Genomic DNA, 18,737 nt, shown 5'->3' with positions numbered 1-18,737 from the left:
CGCCGCCGGCCGGAGAGGAACGAGATCCATGGCTACGATGCGCGCCGTCCGCCTGCACCTGCCCACCCGCACGCTGAGCGTGGAGGAGGTGGAGCGTCCGGTGCCCGGCCCCGGCCAGGTGCTGGTGAAGGTCGAGGCGGCCGGCGTCTGCCTGTCCGACGTGCACCTGATCGAGGGCTCGCTCACCCCGCTGTACCTGCCCGGCGAGAGTGTCACGCTGGGGCACGAAGTCGCGGGCACCGTCGCAGAGTTGGGCACGGAAGCCGGCCGCTGGCAGGTCGGTGACCGGGTGGTGCTGCAGGCCGGCGAGAAGCGCGACGGGATCACCTGGACCCGCGGCGTGGACTACGACGGCGGCTGGGCCGAGTACGCGCTGGCCCGGGTCGACACGCTGTTCGCGCTGCCCGACTCGATCCCGTTCGAGCAGGGCTCGATCATCCCGGACGCGGTCTCCACCCCGTGGGGCGCGGTGACCACCACCGGCGGCGTCCGGCCCGCCGAGCCGGTCGGCGTCTGGGGCGTCGGCGGCCTGGGCGCGCACGGCGTGCAACTGCTGCGGGCGATCGGCGCCAACCCGATCGTGGCCGTCGACCCGGCGCCCGCCGCCCGCGAGCGCGCCCTCGCCTTCGGCGCGGACCTCGCCCTGGACCCGTCCGACCCCGAGCTCGCCGTCAGGATCGGCGCGGCCACCGGCGGCGCGGGCCTGGCCGCCGCGTTCGACTTCGCGGGCGTCCCCGCCGTCCGCGAGCAGGCCATGAAGGTGCTCGGCGCGCACGGCCGGCTGGTGCTGGTCGGCCTCACCGACCAGCCGCTGACGGTCACCGACAGCATCCGCTTCTCCTACCTCCAGCAGCAGATCCTCGGCCACTACGGCTCCGAGGAGGACGCCGTCCCCCAGCTGATCTCCCTCGCCGCGGGCGGCCGGCTGGACTTCTCCCGCTCCGTCAGCGAGGTCCTCCCGCTGGAGCGGGCCGCCGAGGCCGTCGAGCGGCTGCAGACCAAGCAGGGCAACCCGATCCGGCTGATCCTCAAGCCCTGAGGGCCCGTCAGGGGTGCTGCTAGGCTGCGGCCGTGTTCGAGTACCACGGCTGGATCAAGGTCCTGATCAGCGCCGCCGCCGAGGAGGACGACTCCGAACCGGCCCGCACCATGGCGGCCGTCGAGGACATCGGGCGGCGCATCCAGGAGATCCACACCCCCTACCTGCTCGACGTGAGGTGGATGAACGGCGAGGCGTTCGTCCACCTCGCGGGCGCCCCCAACCACCGCGACCCGGAGATCCTCCGTTTCTTCGCGGAGGTCGGCGAGCGGGCCCCGGGGTCGTACGGCCTGCTGCACGTGCGGGACGACGAGGACCCCCAGTGGTGGAACGGGGTCCGGGTGCTGCGGATGGTGCGCGGGGCGGTGACCGAGCACCCGGAGCCGCTGCTGTCGCCCTGCATCCCCGTCCTGGAGGACCCGGACCCGCTCACCCTCACGTCCGAGGAGTAGCCGCTCAGACCGCCTCCGCCGGTTCCGCGAGCGCGGGGGCCGGGGTCGGGCGGTGCCAGGCGGCGATCCACAGGGCGGTCAGGGCGGCGGCGGTGCCCGCGGTGGCCATGGCGGGGCCGGTGCCGGTGAGGGTGGCGGCGGTGCCGAAGAGGGCGGGGCCGATGCCCTGGAGGGTCATGTTGCCGGAGCCGAGCAGGGTGAACGCCTGGCCCTGGGCGTCCGCGGGGAGCGCGTCCAGGAACGGGCGCTGGAGGCCGAGCGCGTAGGCGAAGCCGAAACCGGCGGCCAGCAGGGCGGCGGCGCACAGCGGGAGCGGGACGGGCAGCGCGAAGACCAGCAGCGGCAGGCCCATCAGCGCGGCCAGCGGCGCCACCAGGCGCTCCCGGGTGGCGGGGGCGGCGAACCGGCCGACCAGCAGGTCCCCGACGAGCATCCCGACCGGCAGGCAGGCCAGCAGGAAGCCGTAGCCGCCGGCCGGGAAGCCCCGTGCCCCGGCGTACGCGATGACCAGCGACTCGGCGCCGGTCACCGCGGCGGACGGCAGCCACTGGGCGAGCAGCAGGCGGCGGACCGGGGTGCGGCGCAGCAGGTCGCCGTTGCCGCGCAGGCTCTGCCGGAGCACCGAACCGGTGGCGCGCCGCAGCGGCGGCAGGTCGGGCAGCCGCAGCCGGATTGCCAGCGCGTTGGCGAGGTGCAGCCCGGCGGCGACCAGCAGCGCGCCGGGCGGGCCGAGCAGGGCGACCGTCACGCCGCCGCCGGCCAGACCGAGCAGTTGCGCGCCGGAGGAGGCGACGTTGGTCAGCGAACGGCCGAGCACGTACGCGTCGCCCCGCAGGGTCTCGGCGACCAGCCGGCCGGACGCCCCGTTGAAGACGGGGGTGAGCACCGCGACCGCGCCGACCAGCAGCAGGCTGGCCGCGACCGGCATCCGCACCAGGGCGAGCAGGGCGGCGGCGGTCGCGTCCAGCAGGTACCCGGCGGTGATCAGCAGCCGGGGGCGCAGGCTGTCGGTGAGCGAGCCGAGCAGCATCGAACCGAGCAGCTGCGGCAGGAACCCGATGCCGAAGGCGACGGCGCTCAGCAGGGCGGAGCCGGTGCCCGCGTAGATCAGCACGGCCAGGGTGGTGATCCGCAGCGAGTCCCCGACGATGCCGAGGGTGCGGGTGGTGAACAGCAGTCGGAAGCGCGGGTCGCCCAGCACCTCGCGGTAGGTCGTCATGGCGGCGAGCCTGACGTCCGGGGGGCGGTGCGGGCGAGAGATTCGTCCCTGGACGTAAGGTCGGGGGGCGGCGGGCGGCCGTCGGCGCGTCACCGGGAAGCGTGGAGAGTGTGGAGGGAGTGCCGGGTGCTGAGGTACGAGGTGGCCGCGGAGGACCTGGTGCGCAGCCGGTTCGCGCTCTCGCCCGCGTTCGAACTGGCCAACCTGCTGCGGCTGTTGGACCGGGGCGGGGAGCGGTCGCTGCCGCCGGGGTGGCGGGAGCGGCTGCGCCCGGCGTTCCTGCGGCTGCGGGCGGATCCGGCGGTGCGGGCCGCGCTGGCGCTGCACAACGAGAAGTTCGGGGCGGACTTCATCGCCATCCCGCCGCGCGGCATGGACCAGACCTGGGCGGACGACCTGGCGGCGATCCTGGCCGCCCCGCCGGAGCTGGCCCGGGCGGAGATCGCCCGCTGCCTGGCGGCCCGGCCCGACACCGACGGCCCGGCCCGGGCCGTGCTGGCGGCGCCGGACGCGGTCCGGCAGGTCGCCGGGGCGCTCGACCGGACCTGGCACGCGCTGCTGGCCCGGGACTGGCCGCAGCTGCGCGCCCTGTGCGAACGCGACGTGGTGCACCGGGCGGGCGAGTTGGGCCAGCGCGGCTGGGCGGCGGCGCTGGCCGGGCTGCACGAGAACGTCCGCTGGCGGGACGGCGGCATCGACGTCCCGCCGTTCGACGACGCCACCACCTACCCGCTGCGCGGCGCGGGGCTGCTGCTGGTGCCCTCGGTGTTCGTCTGGCCGAACGTCGCCGCGCACCACGACGAGCCGTGGCCGTGCACCCTGATCTACCCGGCCCGCGGCATCTCCGCCCTCTGGGAGCCGGGCGCCGCCGTCCCGCCCGACGCGCTGGCCGCCCTGCTCGGCCGCTCCCGGGCCCGCATCCTGGCCGCCCTGGACACCCCCGCCAGCACCACCCAGCTCGCCCGCAGCCTGCACCAGACCCCCGGCGCGGTCGCCGACCACCTCGCCGTCCTGCGCGCCGCCGGCCTCCTCTCCCGCGCCCGCGCGGGCCGCTCGGTCCTCTACCGCCGCACCCCGATGGGCGACGCCCTGATCGGCTCGGCCCCCTGACCGGTGCCGGGCCCGGTGCCGGTGCCGGGGCCCGGCGCCCGCCACCCGGGTTGTGGGCGGGCGTCGTTACAGTCCGGCCATGACTGACATCACTGCGGCGGACTCCGACTGGGACCGCCAACTGGCCGACGGTTTCGCCGTGTTGCTCGGGCGGCCGATCGAGGCGTTCGACGCCGGGGCCGTGTACGCGGCCGAGGTCGACGGCAACCTGCTGGCCGAGATCGGCTTCAGGCAGGAGCCGGCCTGGGTGCGTCCGGCCGCGCTGCGCGGGGAGGAGTCCGTGCCGGGGTTGTGGGTGTACGACGCGGGGCGCGAGCTGCCGCGGTTCGACGCCGCCCGGTCCCTGTTCGACTTCCCGGCGGGGGCGCCGGGGCGGGACGCGCTGCCGGCGGCGTTCCTGGCCGCGGTCGGGGCGGCCTGCTTCCGCCCGTCGCTGATCCGCGGAGCGGACCTCGCCCCGCTGGTCGAGGAGCACGGGGTCGACCTGGCCGACCCGGCCTGCCGGGGCGCCTGGTCGGTGTACTTCGCCCGGCTGGTGTCGGACGGCACCCTGTTCGGGGCGCTGGTCGCGGCGCTGCAAACCGGGCGGGGCCCGGCGGAGCTGCTGGAGTTCGAGTTCGAGCCGGAGGAGGAGGTCGAGGAGTCCTGGCGGGCGGGGCTGGCCGGGGTGGCGCACCCGGAGCTCCGGCACCACCTGGGTTTCTTCTGCACCGAGGGCGAGAGCGGCCTGATGCCGGTCGACCACGGGAGCACCGGGCACCGCCTGGACGGGGACGGCTGCGCGGGGGTGATGGGCTGGGAGGACGGGTACGGCCAGCTGGAGGTGAACGTCGTCCGGCTGAGCGAGCAGGTGGCCGGCCCGCACCGCTGAGCTCCGCGACGCCTGCCCCGTCTGCCCCGCCTCCCCCCTCCGGCCCAACTCCCCCGTCCGGCCCGTCCGGCCCGTCCGGCCCGTCCGGCTCGCTGCGGGAAATCCGTTGGCCCGGGGCGGGGCGGGGCTGAATGCTCGTCGCATGACGGAGCTGATCCTGCACGAGGGTGAGATCCCGGCCGACGCGGCGACGGTGCGTGCGTTGCTGCGCGAGCAGCGGCCGGAGTGGGCCGGGCTGCCGGTGGTGGCGGCGGGCGCGGGCACCGACAACCGGATGTTCCGGCTGGGCGACGGGCTGCTGGTGCGGCTGCCGCGCACCGCGGAGCACGCGGGGGCGCTGCGCAAGGAGCGGCGCTGGCTGCCCGCGATGGCCGCGCGGCTGGCGCCGCTGCGGGTGCCGGAGCCGGTGCACGCGGGGGTGCCGGGGGCGGCGTTCCCGCTGGACTGGTCGGTGTACCGGTGGATCGAGGGCGCGCCGCCGGGGCCGGGGACGGTGTCCGACTGGGCCGCGCTCGGCACCGCACTGGCCGGGGCGGTCCGGGCGCTGCACGCCGCGCCGCTGCCGGCGGCGGGTGAGCGGGCGGGCCTGGACGGTTACCGGGGACGGGAGTTGGGGCCCTGCGACGGGTGGGTGCAGCAGCGCCTGGCCGAGCTCCGGGCGACCGGCGGGGACGGTCTCGACCTGCCGCTGCTGGCCGGGCTGTGGCGGGCGGGGGTGGAGCTGCCCGCGCCGTCCGGGCCGCCGGTGTGGCTGCACGGCGACCTGAAGCCCGGCAACCTGCTGGTCCGGGACGGCGCGCTGCACGCGGTGATCGACTTCGGCGGCCTGGCGGTCGGCTTCCCGGACGCCGAGCACGCCCCGGTCTGGGACCTGCCGGCAGCCGCGCGCCGGGCGTACTGGCGGGCGGCCGCGCTCCCCCGGGAGACCTGGCTGCGCGCCCGGGCCTGGGCGGTGGCGGTGGCGGCGGCCGGGCTGCCGTACTACCGGGAACGCGATCCGGCCTTCGCCGCCGAGTGCCTGGCCCGGCTGACCACCCTTCAGCAGCACCCGGAGGAGGGGGCCTGAGCACCGAGCCCGACTGCCGGGCCGGGCTCGGCTACCTACCTACCTGCCTGCCCGCCCGCCCGCTCGCCTACCCGCCACCGGCGCCAAAGTCGGGTTTCATCAACCCTTCACAGCTGATCTTGCGTCAATCTGTATCTTTTTTGCGTTCACCCGTGGACTTCATGCCACCGTGCGCCCTACGCTCGGCACGCCCGGCCACCACCCGGGCCCTCCCCCGCAGGAAGCACGGTCATCCATGCTGAATCCCCCCACGCGCGCCAGACGGACCGTCGCGTCCCTGGCCACGCTCGCCCTGGGCGCCTCCGGGCTGCTGGCGGCGGCATTCGTCAACGCCGGCCCGGCGCACGCCGCCGCCGTCCCCGCGCTCTCCCCGCTGGCCGTCCCGGGCCGCGGCGCGAGCGTCCCGTTCATCGAGCAGGAGGCCGAGTACGCGGCCACCAACGGCACCGTGGTCGGGCCGGACCGGCTGTACGGCCACCTGGTCTCGGAGGCCTCCGGGCGGCAGGCGGTGACGCTGAACGCGACCGGGCAGTACGTCGAGTTCACCCTCACCGCGCCCGCCAACTCGATCGACTTCCGCTACAGCCTGCCGGATTCCGCGGACGGCAAGGGCCGCGACGCCTCGATGGACCTGCTGGTCAACGGGCAGAAGCTGAAGAGCGTCGACGTGACCTCCAAGTACAGCTGGTACTACGGCGGTTACCCGTTCAACAACAACCCGGGCGACAGCAACCCGCACCACTTCTTCGACGAGACCCGCACCCTGCTGGGCACCACCTACCCGGCGGGCACGAAGATCCGGCTGCAGGTGTCCTCCACCGCCCAGTCGCCGACCTTCACCATCGACCTGGCCGACTTCGAGAACGTCGCCGCGCCGATCCCCAAGCCCGCGAACGCGATCGACGTGGTCGCGGACTTCGGCGCCGACCCCACCGGCGCCACCGACTCCACCGCCAAGTTCCAGGCCGCGGTCAACGCGGGCGCGGCGCAGGGCCGGACGGTCTACATCCCGCAGGGCAACTTCACGCTGTACGACCACGTGGTGGTCGACAAGGTGACGCTGGCCGGCGCGGGCCCCTGGTACAGCGTGCTGGGCGGGCGCGACCCGATCAACCGCAACCGGGCGGCCGGCATCTACGGCAAGTACGTGGCGGGCGGCGGCTACGGCGGCGGCATCCGGCCGCAGGAGGCGGGCGGCCCGAGCCAGAACGTCACGCTGAAGGACTTCGCCATCATCGGCGACGTGCGCGAGCGGGTCGACGACGACCAGGTCAACGGCCTGGGCGGCGCGATGTCCAACTCCACCGTGGACAACCTGTGGATCCAGCACACCAAGGTCGGCGCCTGGATGGACGGTCCGATGGACCACTTCACCATCAAGAACAGCCGGATCCTCGACCAGACCGCGGACGGCGTCAACTTCCACACCGGCGTGACCAATTCGACGGTCACCAACACCTTCCTGCGCAACACCGGTGACGACGGCCTGGCCTCCTGGCCGGAGCGGCTGGCGAACACCAACGACAGCTTCACCCACAACACGGTGGTCCTGCCGATCCTCGCCAACAACATCGTCACGTACGGCGGCAAGGACTTCACCATCTCGGACAACGTGATGGCCGACACCATCACCAACGGCGGCGGCCTGCACATCGCCAACCGCTACCCGGGCGTCACCTCCGGCAACGGCACCGCCGTCTCCGGCACCATCACGGCGGCCCGCAACACCCTGATCCGCACCGGCAACAGCGACTACAACTGGCAGTTCGGCGTCGGCGCGATCTGGTTCGACGGCCTGAACGAGCCGATCACCGGCGCGACCATCAACGTCACCGACACCGACATCCTGGACAGCTCCTACGAGGCGATCCAGACCATCGAGGGCGGCGTCACCGGCGTCAACCTGACCAACGTGAACATCGACGGCGCGGGCACCTACGCGATCCAGGCGCAGGCCAACGCCCAGATGAAGTTCACCAACGTCACCGCCAAGAACATCGCGCAGGCCGCCACCCCGATCCACAACTGCGTGGGCACCGGCTTCCAGATCACCGACGGCGGCGGCAACTCCGGCCTGAGCGGCTCCACCTGCACCGGCCAGTGGCCCGCGCCGGTCTGGACGTACAACGGCGTGCCGGTCGGCGGCGGCAACGGTGGCACCTCCTCGCCGTCCCCGTCCACCTCGAACCCGTCCTCGCCGTCCCCGTCGCCCTCCACCTCCACCGGCCCGACCTGTCCGAGCGGCACCGGCAACCTGGCCCAGGGCCGGCCCGCCACCGCCTCCGGCACCAACGCGGGCCTGGGTGCGGGCAACGCGGTCGACGGCGACGCCAACAGCTACTGGGAGAGCACCAACAACGCCTTCCCGCAGTGGATCCAGGTCGACCTCGGCTGCTCGCTGAGCCTGACCAAGGCCGTCCTGAAGCTCCCCCCGGCCACCGCCTGGGCCACCCGGACCCAGACCCTCACCGTCCAGGGCTCCACCGACGGCGCCACCTTCACCACCCTGGTGAACTCCGCCGGCTACACCTTCGACCCGGCCACCGGCAACACCGCCACCATCAACCTCCCCACCACCCCGACCCGCTACCTGCGCCTCAACGTCACCGGCAACACCGGCTGGCCCGCCGCACAGCTCTCCGAGCTCCAGCTCTTCGGCGGCGGCAACGGCAGCTCCTCCCCGTCCCCGTCCTCCTCGCCGTCCCCGTCCTCGTCTCCTTCGTCCTCCTCGGGCCCGACATGCCCGACCGGCACCGGCAACCTGGCCCAGGGCCGCCCGGCCACGGCCTCCGGCACCAGCCAGACCTACGGCCCCGGCAACGCGGTCGACGGTGACGCCAACAGCTACTGGGAGAGCACCAACAACGCCTTCCCGCAGTGGATCCAGGTCGACCTCGGCTGCTCGCTGAGCCTGACCAAGGCCGTCCTGAAGCTCCCCCCGGCCACCGCCTGGGCCACCCGGACCCAGACCCTCACCGTCCAGGGCTCCACCGACGGCACCACCTTCACCACCCTGGTGAACTCCGCCGGCTACACCTTCGACCCGGCCACCGGCAACACCGTCACCATCAACCTCCCCGCCACCCCGACCCGCTACCTGCGCCTGAACGTCACCGGCAACACCGGCTGGCCCGCCGCACAGCTCTCCGAGCTCCAGGTCTTCGGGGCCTGACGGGTCATCAAGGTACTGATGGACATCGGGCGATGATCATCAACTGATTGACGTCCATGCTTTGACGAACACCTGTGTGCGGACATCCGTCCGCCGGCGGACATCCGTCCGCTGATGAACGTCCGTCCGCTGATGAACGTCCGTCTGCTGATGAACGTCCGCCGACCGGCGGGCCCCCGTCCCCCGACGAGGGCCCGCCTCCCGAACCGGTACCGCCCGGGGTTCTGACGGGCGGGGAGCCTCCTCCGGCCCCGGGCAGTGCCGCACCCTCGATCCCGTCCGGTCGCCACGACCGGGCGGGATCGAGCCGTTGGGCCGTCCCGCTACCGCCGGCCCCGCTACCGCCGGTCCCGCTCGCGGGCGGGGACTTCGGCGTGGGCCAGCATCGAGAGGCCGAACGGGCGGAGGGCGTCGGTGCGTTGCCACAGTTCGGCGGGCACGCTCTCGTGCTGCCGCAGGTGGGCGAGGGGGCGCAGGCCGGCGGTGGTCAGCAGGGCGTCCATCTCCTCGACGTCGAGGAAGGTCCGCCAGGGTTCGCCGCCCTCGGCCGCCGCCGACGCCACCTGCTCGGCGTACGCCTGCCCGGCCTCGTCGCGCCGGCCGGGCGGCAGGAGGTACTCCGCGACCAGTTCGCTGCCGGGGGCGAGCCCGCCGACGGCGGCCAGTGCCGCGCCGATCGCCTCGGCGCCGAGGTACATGGTGACGCCGAGCCAGGCCACCAGCGCCGGGCGCCCCGGGTCGAACCCGGCCGCCACCAGCGCCGCTACCAACTCCCCCGCCCCGCCGCCCTGTTCGAGGTCGACCGGGACGAAGGCGGTGCCGGGCGGGACGGCGATCCCGGCGGCGGCGAGCAGGTCGCGCTTCCAGCGTTGGACGGCGGGGTGGTCGACCTCGAAGACCCGCACCCGGCCGGCGGGGGCGGAGCGGTAGGCGAAGGTGTCCAGCCCGGCGCCGAGCAGCACGTACTGGTCGGTGCCGCGGGCGGTGAGCGCGGCGAGGCGGTCCTCGGCGAAGCGGCTGCGGGTGAGCGCGGTGGTGCGGGCGCCGGCCAGGACGGGGTGGGCGCCGAACGAGCGGTGGTAGGCGAGCAGTTCCTCGGCGTGCTCGCCGAGCAGCGGCTCGGCGAGGGTGTCCGCGAGGAGCACCGGCTCCCGGTCGACGAGGAGGTGCGCGGCGCGGGCCGCGGCGGACATCAGGGCCGTCCGGCTGGGCCGGGCGGAGGGCAGGGATGCGTGGTTGGCCATGACCGGGGAGAGTAATACCAATTTCTGACATAATATCACAAAATTGAATATTTCGAAAGCGCTTTCCCGTTCAATTCCCGCAACGATTCCCCGCCCCGTCTCCCGGCCCCGCCGCCCCACCAACCCGGCTGCTGTCACCGGCTCGTGATAGGCAGTCAGGATGACCACTTCACTCGGATTCCCGGAACTGCTGGACCTCGTCGACGAGCGCTCCGCCGCACTGCGCAAGACCGTTGCCGACGCGCCGGACCTGACGGTCCGCGTCCCCAGCTGCCCCGACTGGACGCTGTCGGACCTAGTCGACCACCTCACCGCCGTCCACCTCTTCTGGGCGTCGGCCGTCGCCGCGGGCCCCGACTTCGTCCCCGCCCGCCCCGAGCCGGAGACCGGGCTCCCCCTCGACCGAGCGCTGGCGAACTCCGAGGCCGCGACCGCCGCCCTGCTGGCGGCCCTCCGGGAGGCCGGGCCCGACCGCCCCTGCTGGACGTGGTGGCGGGACGGCGACACCCCCAGCACCAGCGGGACGATCGCCCGCCACCAGGTGCAGGAGGCCGCCGTCCACGCCCACGACGCCCAACTCGCCGTCGGCGCACCGCTCCCCCTCCCGGAGCGCGCCGCACTGGACGGCCTGGACGAGTTCCCCGACCTCTACTGGCCGCTGTCCGCCCCGTGGCCGCACGCCCCCGTCACCGTCCGGCTGCACACCACCGAGGGCCCCGCCCTGTCGTACGACCTCGCCCCGGCCGAATCCGCCACCCCCGCACAGCCCCCCACCACCCTCGAACTGACCGGCCCCGCCAGCGACTTGCTCCTCACCCTGCACCGCCGCCGCCCGCCCACCGGCCTCCTCACCACCGGCGACCCCGCCCTCCTCGACCACCTGCTGTCCTGGACCCGCCTCGGCTGACCGCCCCACGCCCCCCGCCGGCCACCCGGCCCCGGGCCGCTCAGAGGCCGGCCGGGTGGCCGGCAGCCCGGCGTGGTTCGCGGGCTGGCGGCCGTGGGAGCATGGCGCGGATGCTGAGCATAGAGATCAACGGTCGGCCCGCGGGCGTCGAGGACGTGCATCGGGTGGCGACGTGGAACTACGGGCACTTCACGTCGATGCAGGTCCGCGAGGGGGCGGTGCGCGGTCTGGAGCTCCACCTCCGGCGGCTGGCGAGCGGCTCCCGTGAGCTCTTCGGCGAGACCTGCGCGGAGGACGGTGCGCGGATACGCGAACTCGTCCGGCACGGGCTCGGCGATCGGTCGGCGGCGTCGGTCCGGGTGAGCCTCGTGCCTGCTGTCGACTCGCCGGCGCGCACGGACGTCATGGTGTCGGTGTCCGATCCCGTCGCCGACACTCCGCGGCCGGCGCTGCGGGTCCGCACGGTGACGTACGAGCGCGAGCTGCCGCACCTCAAGCACGCTGCGACCTTGGGGCTCACCTACCAGGCGCTCCAGGCCCGGAAGGCGGGCTTCGACGACGTCCTGTTCGTCGGCCGGGACGGATGCGTGCGCGAGGGCTCGGTGTGGAACGCGGCGTTCTGGGACGGGGAGCAGGTCCTGTGGCCCGAGGCTCCGGTGCTGCCCGGCATCACCATGCAACTGCTGCAGGCCGCCTTGACCCGCGTCGGCGCACCGTGGTCGACCCGCCGGCTGACCACCGGCGACCTTCCCGCGCTGCGGGCCGCCGCAGCGACCAACTCCCACTGCCCCAACCAGCCCCTGGCTGCCGTCGACCGGGTTCTCTTCCCCGGCGACGACACCGGACTGACCGAGGTCCTCGCCGCGGCCTGGGCCGAGGTCCCCTGGGACTCCGTCTGACGGGCACGCTGCCGCCCGGGGCCGGGAGGCCGGGGGGACGGGAGGACAGGGCGGGCGGCGGACCTGTTTGCGGACGTGCCGGAGATGCGCTGGATGCTGCGGGCTGCGGTGACCGGCACGGGCGAGGAGAGCCGGGCCCCGCGTCACCTTGCCCGGACAGCGGGGGGTGGCCGGGGAAGCACCGGTGGCCTACACGGCACCCTCCCGAACGGCGACCCGGGATTCCGGGTGGTCCGGATCCTCGGTCCGGGCGGCGGCGCGCAGCGCCGCCTCGACCCGGCGGTTGCTCGTCATGGTCGACGTGACGGCGGTCATGGTGAGGAGGAGGCCGGCGGCAGTATAGAGCGGGGTGCGCACGTCGTAGGTGGTGGCCAGCCAGCCGCCGAGGAAGGCGCCGAACGGGGCGGCGCACATGGCGAGCATGCGGGAGGTGGAGGTGACCCGGCCCATCAGGTGGGCGGGGACGATCGCCTGCCGGAGGGAGGGGCCGAGCACCATCGTGGCGCCCATGCCCGCGCCGCAGACGGCGAGCGCGAGGCCGGCGACGTACGGGTTCGGGGCGGCGGCAAGGCCCAGGACGGCGAGTCCCTCGACTGCGGCCGTGCAGGTCAGTGCGGTGCCGGTACCGAGCCGTCGGCCGAGGAAGGAGGCGATGCCCGCGCCGAGCAGACCGCCGGTGGCCTCCGCCGTGAGGAGCAGGCCGAATCCGAAGGTGCCGATGCCGAGACGGTCGTGCGCGAAGAGGGCGAGTACGGTCTCCACGGCGAGGAAGGCGACGTTCCCGACTGCCGGACGCAGCGCGAGCCCCAGCAGCAACCGGTCCCGGAAGACGTACGAGGCGCCGGCCCGCGCCTGCCGCAGCAGCGACTCGCGGGCCTGGGGTACGGGCCGGGGTGCGGCGGGCAGCGACCGGACGAGCGCTGCGGAGAGCGCGAACGACACCGCGTCGGCGAGCAGCGGCAGCGCCCGCCCGAGCGCCAGCAGGGCACTGCCCGCGGGCGGCCCCGCGAAGCCGGACGCGGCGGTCTGGGTACCGCGCAGGCGGGAGTTGGCGCGTTCCAGGAGCGCGGTGTCGCGGCCGAGCAGGTCCGGAAGGTAGGCCGTGGCGGCCGTGTCGAAGAAGAGTCCGCCGAGGCCGAGCAGGAAGGCGACGGCCGCGAGCAGCGGAATGCCCAGCACGTCGAACGCTGCCGCTGCCGCCGGTATCGCGAGCAGCACCGCACGCGCCGCGTCCGTGACCCACATCGTGCGCCGACGGTCCCAGCGGTCCACCAGCGCACCGCCGAGCACCCCGAAGAGCAGCCACGGCAGCGTTCCGGCGGCCGTGACGACGGCGAGTGCCATCGGATCCCGCGTCAACGTCAAGGCGAGCAGCGGCAGCGCGGCGTGCGACACCCCGTCACCGAGCGAGGACACCGTCTGCGCGGTCCACAGCCGTCCGAACCCGGTCGGCAGCTTTTGAACGTCCGAAGTCACTTGGCCTCCCCTGCGATCTGCGCGCGCCGTGCCGGGTGGAAGAGCGCGAAGACGAGCGACGCGTCCGGCAGCGACGGGTCGGACAGCTCCCGGTACTCGTCGGCCAGTGCCTCCAGTCGCGCCCCCAGCTCCGCGAACTGCTCCTCGGTGAGCCGCAGGTGCGCCATCCGCACGTGCCGCTCGCCGCTGGCCGGCGACGCCTCCAGGTCCGCCACCGCGTGCCGCATCAGCAGGTCCGGCCCGCCCTCGCCCGGGTCCGGCAGCTCGATCGACCGCGCGGCCATGGCGTAGTACCGCTCGGTGACCCCCCGGACCTTCCGCGTCCGCACCACCTTCACCAGGCCGGCCCGTTCGAGCAGCCGTACGTGGTAGCTGGAACTCCCCTTCGCGAGGCCCACCCGCTCGGCGATCTGCGTGATCGTCGCGGGCTCGAAGCGGAGGACGGCCATGATCCGGTGACGCGTGAGGTTGGAAACGGCGCGCAGCTGCTCGTCGGTGGTGACGTGGAACGTCTCGGGGAGGTCATCGGTAGGCATGCCACAATGGTCAACGTTTCTTGACCATCTGGCAAGAGGCTTTCGGAATCGGCTGTCCGGCACGCAAGGACTTCACTCCGCATCCGCATCCGCATCCGCATCCGTATTCGCATCCGTATCCGCACCGGGGCGACCGAGGGCATGACGTCTCCACGGGCCCCGAAGGGCTTCGGCCCGTCCTGACCTCGTTTTCTGCGACGACCTGCGACGACCTGCGGCGGCCTGCGGCGGCCTTCAGGGGCGGTGGCGGCCGCTGCCCGGGCGGGGGCGGGCGGCGGCTTCGGCGGCGCCGTGGGCGATGTCGGCGGAGAGCAGGACCAGGAAGCTGCCGGTCACGCAGAGGCCGGCCGGGATGCCGGTGGCGATCCGGATGAAGGCGGCGCGGGCCTTCTCGTACTCGGCCCGGGTGAGCTGGGTGCGGGTGTCGTGGCGTTGCAGGTAGTAGCCGGTGTCGTCCTGGCGGGCGTCTTGCGCGCCGGCGGCCGTGGCCAGGCCGAGGCCGACCAGGCAGAGGGCGATGCCGTACCAGGTCTTCAGGCCGCGCGGGAGGTTCCAGACGTACAGCACGGGATCGAACCAGCCGCCCCGGCGCGGGAACTGTGCGCTGAAGCAGCGCACCAGGGCGGAGAGGAAGAGCAGCGCGACCAGTCCGACCAGTCCGGCCCAGAGCCACACGGGGGCCACCAGGCGCAGGGGCGGGGCGGTCGCCGCCAGGCACAGGACCTCGGCCGCGAACAGCACCCACATCGCCACGAAGTGCGCCCGGTGAGTGCCCGTCAGTACTTCCACCCCACGTCCCCGTTCCGATGATCATCCGAAGCCCGGCAGCCTACCGCCGCCGGGCGCGGGGGCGGGTGCCGGGTGCTCGGGTCGGCCTGGTGTCCGGCCGGTCCGGTCCTCGATCCGGGGGGGGACGGGAGGAGGGAGGCACGGGGTCGGCGGGGTGTTGTCGCAGGATAGAGTCGCCGCCGTGCGAGAACTGGAGGCCGCCGGGCGGCGGATGTCGGTGGGACAGGTGTCGGTGGGACAGGTGCCGGTGGAGCAGATGCCGGTGGGGCGGGGCGTCGTGGAGGGTGGCCGGTGAGCCGCCGGCTCGGCGGGGAGGCCGCCGTTCCGGTCCGGGGGGCCATGGCGCGGTGCACCGTCTCGGTCTGCCGGGGCTGCTGCTGCGGTACGCCGAAGATCCCCGGTCTCGACCACGCCGCCCAACTCGCGGACCTGCGCGCCTCGTTGGCCGAGGTGGCCACCGTCCGCCCGGTGACCTGCCTGGACGCCTGCGACCACGCCAACGTGGTGGTCGTCCAGCCTTCGGCGGAGGGCCGGCGGGCGGGTGGGCGGCCGGTCTGGCTCGGGCTGGTCAACGACCGTGCCGCCGCTGCCGACGTCACCGCCTGGGTCGAGGCGGGCGGCCCCGGGCTGGCTCCGCTGCCCGCCATCCTCGACCTGTACACCTTCTCGCCCTCGCGCCGCGTCCAGGAGCACCTCGAGGACTGACCACCCCGGGCGCCGGAGCCGGAACCGCCGATCGGCCGGGGCCGAGGCCAGGGCCGGGGTCGAGACCGCTGTCGGCCGGGGTCGAGAGCGGGCCAGGGCCGGCACCACCGGTCGCCAGAGCCAGCACCGCCGATCGGCCGCCGGGGCCGCTGCTGGCGCGGCCGGGTTCCGGATAGTTACCATCCGGAATATGCGGACGAGCGAAGGCGTGGAGTGGGGCCTGCACTGCTGTCTCACCCTGGTGTGGGTGGGCGGGGCGGAGCCGGTGCCCTCGGCCCGGCTGGCGGCGATGTTCGAGCTGTCGCCGACGTACCTGAACAAGGTGCTGCAACGGCTCACCCGGGCCGGGGTGCTGACGTCCGTCTCCGGGCCGCGCGGGGGCGTGCGGCTGGCCCGGGAGCCGGAGCGGATCAGCATGATGGACGTGGTGGCCGCCGTCGAGGGCCCGGATCCGCTGTTCGCCTGCGCGGAGATCCGACAGCGGGGCGCCTCCGCTACGGGCTCGACCGCGTCCGAGTTCGCCCGTCCGTGCGGGGTCTCCACCGCGATGCGCCGGGCCGAACTGGCCTGGCGGCGCGAGCTCTCCGGCCAGAGCGTGGCCGACCTGGCGGCGGCCACCCCCGCCGCCTCGGTGGCCCGGGTCCGCGCCAACTACGCCCGGCTGGCCGGAACCGCGAACTGAGCGACCACCCAAACCGCCCGAACCACCCGGACCACCCGGACCACCCGGACCACCCACCGGAACCCCTTCCCCATCCGCCGATTCTGGATACAGTGTGTCCCGAATTATTCGGGACACCAGATGTCCCGAATAGCGGTCGACGCCCGCCACCGAGGAGAGCTCCCCCGTGACCGACGCGCTCAAGGCACCATCCCCCGTTGCCCCGGCCCCGACCCCCACCGGGGCCGGTCTCGGTCTCGCCGCCGTGCTCGCGCTGGGCACCTTCGCGGTCGGCACCGACGCCTTCGTCACCGCCGGGTTCCTGCCCGCGATGGCGTCCTCGCTGCGGGTGTCGACCTCGGCGGCCGGGCAGTCGGTGAGCCTGTTCGCCGCCTGCTACGCGCTGGCCTCGCCGCTGCTCGCGGTGGCCACCGCCCGGCTGCCCCGGCGGACCCTGCTGGTCGGCGCGCTGGTGCTGCTCGCCGCCGCCAACGCGCTGACCGCGCTCGCCCCGGACTACCCCGTGCTGCTGGCCGGCCGACTGCTCGCGGCGCTCGGCGCGGCGGCGTTCACGCCGACGGCGGGGGCGAGCGCGGCCGCACTGGTGCGCCCCGAGCGGCGCGGGCGGGCGCTGGCGGTGGTGATCGGCGGGCTGACGGCGGCCACCGCGCTCGGGGTGCCGCTGGGACGGGTGGCCGCCGTCGGACTGGGCTGGCGGGCCGCGCTGGGGGCGGTCGCGGCGCTGACCGCGCTGTGCGCGCTCGCGGTCCGCCTGACCCTGCCCGCGCTGCCGGGCACCGAGCCCGTCCCGCTGCGCGTCCGGCTGGCGGCGCTGCGCCGCCCGGGGGTGCTGGGGGTGCTGCCGCTGACGGTGCTCGGGATGGCCGCCTGCTACGTCCCGTACTCGTACAGCGTGCCGGTGCTGGCCGCCGTCGGGGTCTCGGGGCGGACGGCGATGGTGGCGGTGCTGGTGCTGTACGGGGCGGGTGCGGTGGCGGGGAACCTGCTGGCCGGGCGGTTCGCCGACCGGCGCGGGCCGGTGCGGGTGCTGGCGGCCGGGTACGCGGCGATGGCGGCGGCGTTCGCGGCGCTGGCCGGCCTGGCGGCCGGGGAGGTGCGGGCCGGGGTCGCGACGGTCGGGGCGCTGGTGTTCCTGTGGGGCGCGAGCAGTTGGTGCCAGACGCCGCCGCAGCAGTTGCGCCTGCTGGCGGCGGCTCCGGAACAGGGGCCGCTGCTGGTGTCGCTGAACGCGTCCGGCATCTACCTGGGCATCGGCGCGGGCAGCGTGCTGGGCGGGGTGGCGCTGCCGTTCGGCGCGGCGGCGGTGTTCGCGCTGGCGGCGGTGCTAGCACTGGCGGCCGGGGCGCTGCTGCGGGCGACGGCGGCGCGGACGAGGGCGTGAGAAGGGGGGCGTCCGGGCCGTGGCGTGCAGGCCATGGTGTGCGGGGGTGCCCGTAAGGAGGTGCCGTGGCGTGCGGGGATGCCCGTAAGGAGGCGGCCATGGGGGCCGTGGGGGCCGTGGTGTGCGGGGGGGTGCCGTGAGAGTGGTGGCGGTCGCGGGCCGCCCTACATCCACATGAACGGCTGGCCCGCGACGGCCGCGGCGGCCCGGTTGCTGGTGGTGAGGAGTTCGTCGGGGGCCTCGCCGGTCCGCTGGTCGAGGTAGCGCGAGACGGTGAGGGTGATGTGGTGGCCGACCAGTTCGACCTTGGTGGCGGTCATCGGCCGGGCGGTTCCGGCGGGGGCCAACAGGCCGTCCGGGTAGGTGAATTCGAAGTCCGCGGCCTTCTCCCGGACGGTCTGCAGGGCGCGGGCCGCGACCGCCGCGTCGGAGAAGCGCAGCACCGTGACGCTGGAGACCACCGGCTGGTCGCTGCGGGTGAGGGCGATGCCCATCCAGCCCTGGCAGCCGAGTTCGGCCAGCACGTCGCGGGTCTTGTCGTTCTGCACGGCCCGGCACTCCGCGCCCTCCCGGGCGGCCGAGCGGCGGGCCCGGTAGTTGTCGTACTCGTAGGCGCGCTGGGCCGGGAAGTACCGCTCGGCCAGGAAGGACTGGGACTCCGTCAGCGGCTGCGCGGGCTGGCCCGCCGCGGCCGCGGGGGAGGCGGACTTGTCCGCGCCGGGCGCCCCCGACACCGCGCTCCGCTGGTGCGAGGTGGCCACCACCCAGACCCCGCCGGCGGCGAGCACCGCGACGACGCCCCACAGCGCGACCAGCCGACGCCGCTCGCCGACCGCCCGGTGCCCGTGCGGCGGCTGCTCGTCGTCCCCACGCGCGTGCGCGCCCCGCTGGATGGTCATGGCGCAGATTGTAAACAGTTGATCGGACAGTCATTCCTTCGGGTCGGACGCCCGCCCGCTTCGGACCGAACCGCCCCGGACCACTCCGAACCGCTCCGGACCGCCCCGCCCACCCTGCTCCACCCGCTCCACCCGCTCCGCCCCGCCCGCCCCGCTCCGCCCGCTCCGTCTGGAGATCCGGGATCGGGTGGCTGGAGGAACGCGGGGGAACCGGTCGAACGTTCCGGCGGGCGGTCCCGGGCGGGAGCAGCCGCCGGCCGGATCCCCGGACAGCGGCCCTGCACAGGGGC

17 protein-coding genes are annotated in these 18,737 nt (G+C 74.6%); 11 read left to right on the top strand and 6 right to left on the bottom strand.

The genetic code is table 11. The features are described from left to right. The first annotated feature begins 28 nt into the window (after positions 1-28). Entirely contained in the window at positions 29-1,039 is a 1,011-nt protein-coding gene (locus OU787_RS32485) for a zinc-binding dehydrogenase (protein ID WP_268661524.1), read from the top strand. A 32-nt stretch (positions 1,040-1,071) separates the two neighbouring features. Continuing rightward, positions 1,072-1,491 carry an Imm7 family immunity protein gene (locus OU787_RS32480; protein ID WP_268661523.1) on the top strand — a complete coding sequence of 140 codons (420 nt, stop codon included), beginning with the start codon at positions 1,072-1,074 and terminating at the stop codon, positions 1,489-1,491. A gap of 4 nt (positions 1,492-1,495) precedes the next feature. Here the strand turns inward: OU787_RS32480 and OU787_RS32475 are convergent, their stop codons facing one another. Further along, positions 1,496-2,710 carry an MFS transporter gene (locus OU787_RS32475; protein WP_268661522.1) on the bottom strand — a complete coding sequence of 405 codons (1,215 nt, stop codon included), beginning with the start codon at positions 2,708-2,710 and terminating at the stop codon, positions 1,496-1,498. A 126-nt stretch (positions 2,711-2,836) separates the two neighbouring features. Here OU787_RS32475 and OU787_RS32470 point away from each other — a divergent pair, with 126 nt between their 5' ends. The 4 genes from OU787_RS32470 (at position 2,837) to OU787_RS32455 (ending at position 8,929) form a co-directional block, all read left to right on the top strand. Continuing rightward, positions 2,837-3,820, top strand: a complete 984-nt coding sequence (locus OU787_RS32470; RefSeq protein WP_268661521.1) for a DUF5937 family protein — start codon at positions 2,837-2,839, stop codon at positions 3,818-3,820. Between the two features lie 79 nt (positions 3,821-3,899). After that, on the top strand, positions 3,900-4,691 hold the full coding sequence (locus tag OU787_RS32465; RefSeq protein ID WP_268661520.1) for a hypothetical protein: 792 nt from the start codon (positions 3,900-3,902) through the stop codon (positions 4,689-4,691). 142 nt (positions 4,692-4,833) lie between these two features. Further along, entirely contained in the window at positions 4,834-5,757 is a 924-nt protein-coding gene (locus tag OU787_RS32460; RefSeq protein ID WP_327059443.1) for a phosphotransferase, read from the top strand. Positions 5,758-5,992: 235 nt separating this feature from the next. After that, positions 5,993-8,929, top strand: coding sequence for a discoidin domain-containing protein (locus OU787_RS32455; protein WP_327059442.1), 2,937 nt, complete (start codon positions 5,993-5,995; stop codon positions 8,927-8,929). Between the two features lie 338 nt (positions 8,930-9,267). Here OU787_RS32455 and OU787_RS32445 read toward each other — a convergent pair whose 3' ends face one another. Continuing rightward, positions 9,268-10,173 (bottom strand): class I SAM-dependent methyltransferase, encoded by a 906-nt coding sequence (locus tag OU787_RS32445; protein WP_268661519.1) that lies wholly within the window; start codon positions 10,171-10,173, stop codon positions 9,268-9,270. Between the two features lie 160 nt (positions 10,174-10,333). Here OU787_RS32445 and OU787_RS32440 point away from each other — a divergent pair, with 160 nt between their 5' ends. Then, on the top strand, positions 10,334-11,080 hold the full coding sequence (locus OU787_RS32440) for a maleylpyruvate isomerase family mycothiol-dependent enzyme (protein ID WP_268661518.1): 747 nt from the start codon (positions 10,334-10,336) through the stop codon (positions 11,078-11,080). Positions 11,081-11,190: 110 nt separating this feature from the next. Beyond that, positions 11,191-11,979 carry an aminotransferase class IV gene (locus tag OU787_RS32435; RefSeq protein ID WP_268661517.1) on the top strand — a complete coding sequence of 263 codons (789 nt, stop codon included), beginning with the start codon at positions 11,191-11,193 and terminating at the stop codon, positions 11,977-11,979. A gap of 189 nt (positions 11,980-12,168) precedes the next feature. On the opposite strand, the gene OU787_RS32430 is transcribed toward OU787_RS32435, so the two are convergent. From OU787_RS32430 to OU787_RS32420, 3 genes are all read right to left on the bottom strand, one after another. Further along, positions 12,169-13,455 (bottom strand): MFS transporter, encoded by a 1,287-nt coding sequence (locus OU787_RS32430; protein WP_268661516.1) that lies wholly within the window; start codon positions 13,453-13,455, stop codon positions 12,169-12,171. Continuing rightward, positions 13,452-13,991 (bottom strand): ArsR/SmtB family transcription factor, encoded by a 540-nt coding sequence (locus tag OU787_RS32425; RefSeq protein WP_268661515.1) that lies wholly within the window; start codon positions 13,989-13,991, stop codon positions 13,452-13,454. The genes OU787_RS32430 and OU787_RS32425 overlap by 4 nt, the downstream gene beginning before the upstream one ends. A 234-nt stretch (positions 13,992-14,225) precedes the next feature. After that, on the bottom strand, positions 14,226-14,780 hold the full coding sequence (locus OU787_RS32420; protein ID WP_268661514.1) for a hypothetical protein: 555 nt from the start codon (positions 14,778-14,780) through the stop codon (positions 14,226-14,228). A 291-nt stretch (positions 14,781-15,071) separates the two neighbouring features. Here OU787_RS32420 and OU787_RS32415 point away from each other — a divergent pair, with 291 nt between their 5' ends. The 3 genes from OU787_RS32415 to OU787_RS32405 all read left to right on the top strand — a co-directional run bounded on the left by OU787_RS32415 (position 15,072) and on the right by OU787_RS32405 (position 17,548). Next, positions 15,072-15,485: a (2Fe-2S) ferredoxin domain-containing protein gene (locus OU787_RS32415; protein ID WP_442788600.1), complete on the top strand. Its 414-nt coding sequence runs from the start codon at positions 15,072-15,074 to the stop codon at positions 15,483-15,485. A 190-nt stretch (positions 15,486-15,675) separates the two neighbouring features. Then, positions 15,676-16,167 (top strand): RrF2 family transcriptional regulator, encoded by a 492-nt coding sequence (locus OU787_RS32410; protein WP_268661513.1) that lies wholly within the window; start codon positions 15,676-15,678, stop codon positions 16,165-16,167. Positions 16,168-16,333: 166 nt separating this feature from the next. Then, a complete protein-coding gene (locus tag OU787_RS32405) occupies positions 16,334-17,548 on the top strand; it encodes an MFS transporter (protein ID WP_268661512.1) in 1,215 nt (404 codons plus the stop codon). Positions 17,549-17,712: 164 nt separating this feature from the next. Here the strand turns inward: OU787_RS32405 and OU787_RS32400 are convergent, their stop codons facing one another. Then, the gene (locus OU787_RS32400) at positions 17,713-18,447 is read right to left on the bottom strand and encodes a hypothetical protein (RefSeq protein ID WP_268661511.1); all 735 of its coding nucleotides are present in this window, start codon (positions 18,445-18,447) and stop codon (positions 17,713-17,715) included. Positions 18,448-18,737 lie beyond the last annotated feature (290 nt).

Origin of the sequence: Kitasatospora sp. YST-16 (assembly GCF_026802215.1) — a bacterium.
Lineage (GTDB): Bacteria > Actinomycetota > Actinomycetes > Streptomycetales > Streptomycetaceae > Kitasatospora > Kitasatospora cineracea.
Note: the sequence above shows the minus strand (reverse complement) of the source record. Positions and strands in the feature narration are given on the sequence as shown.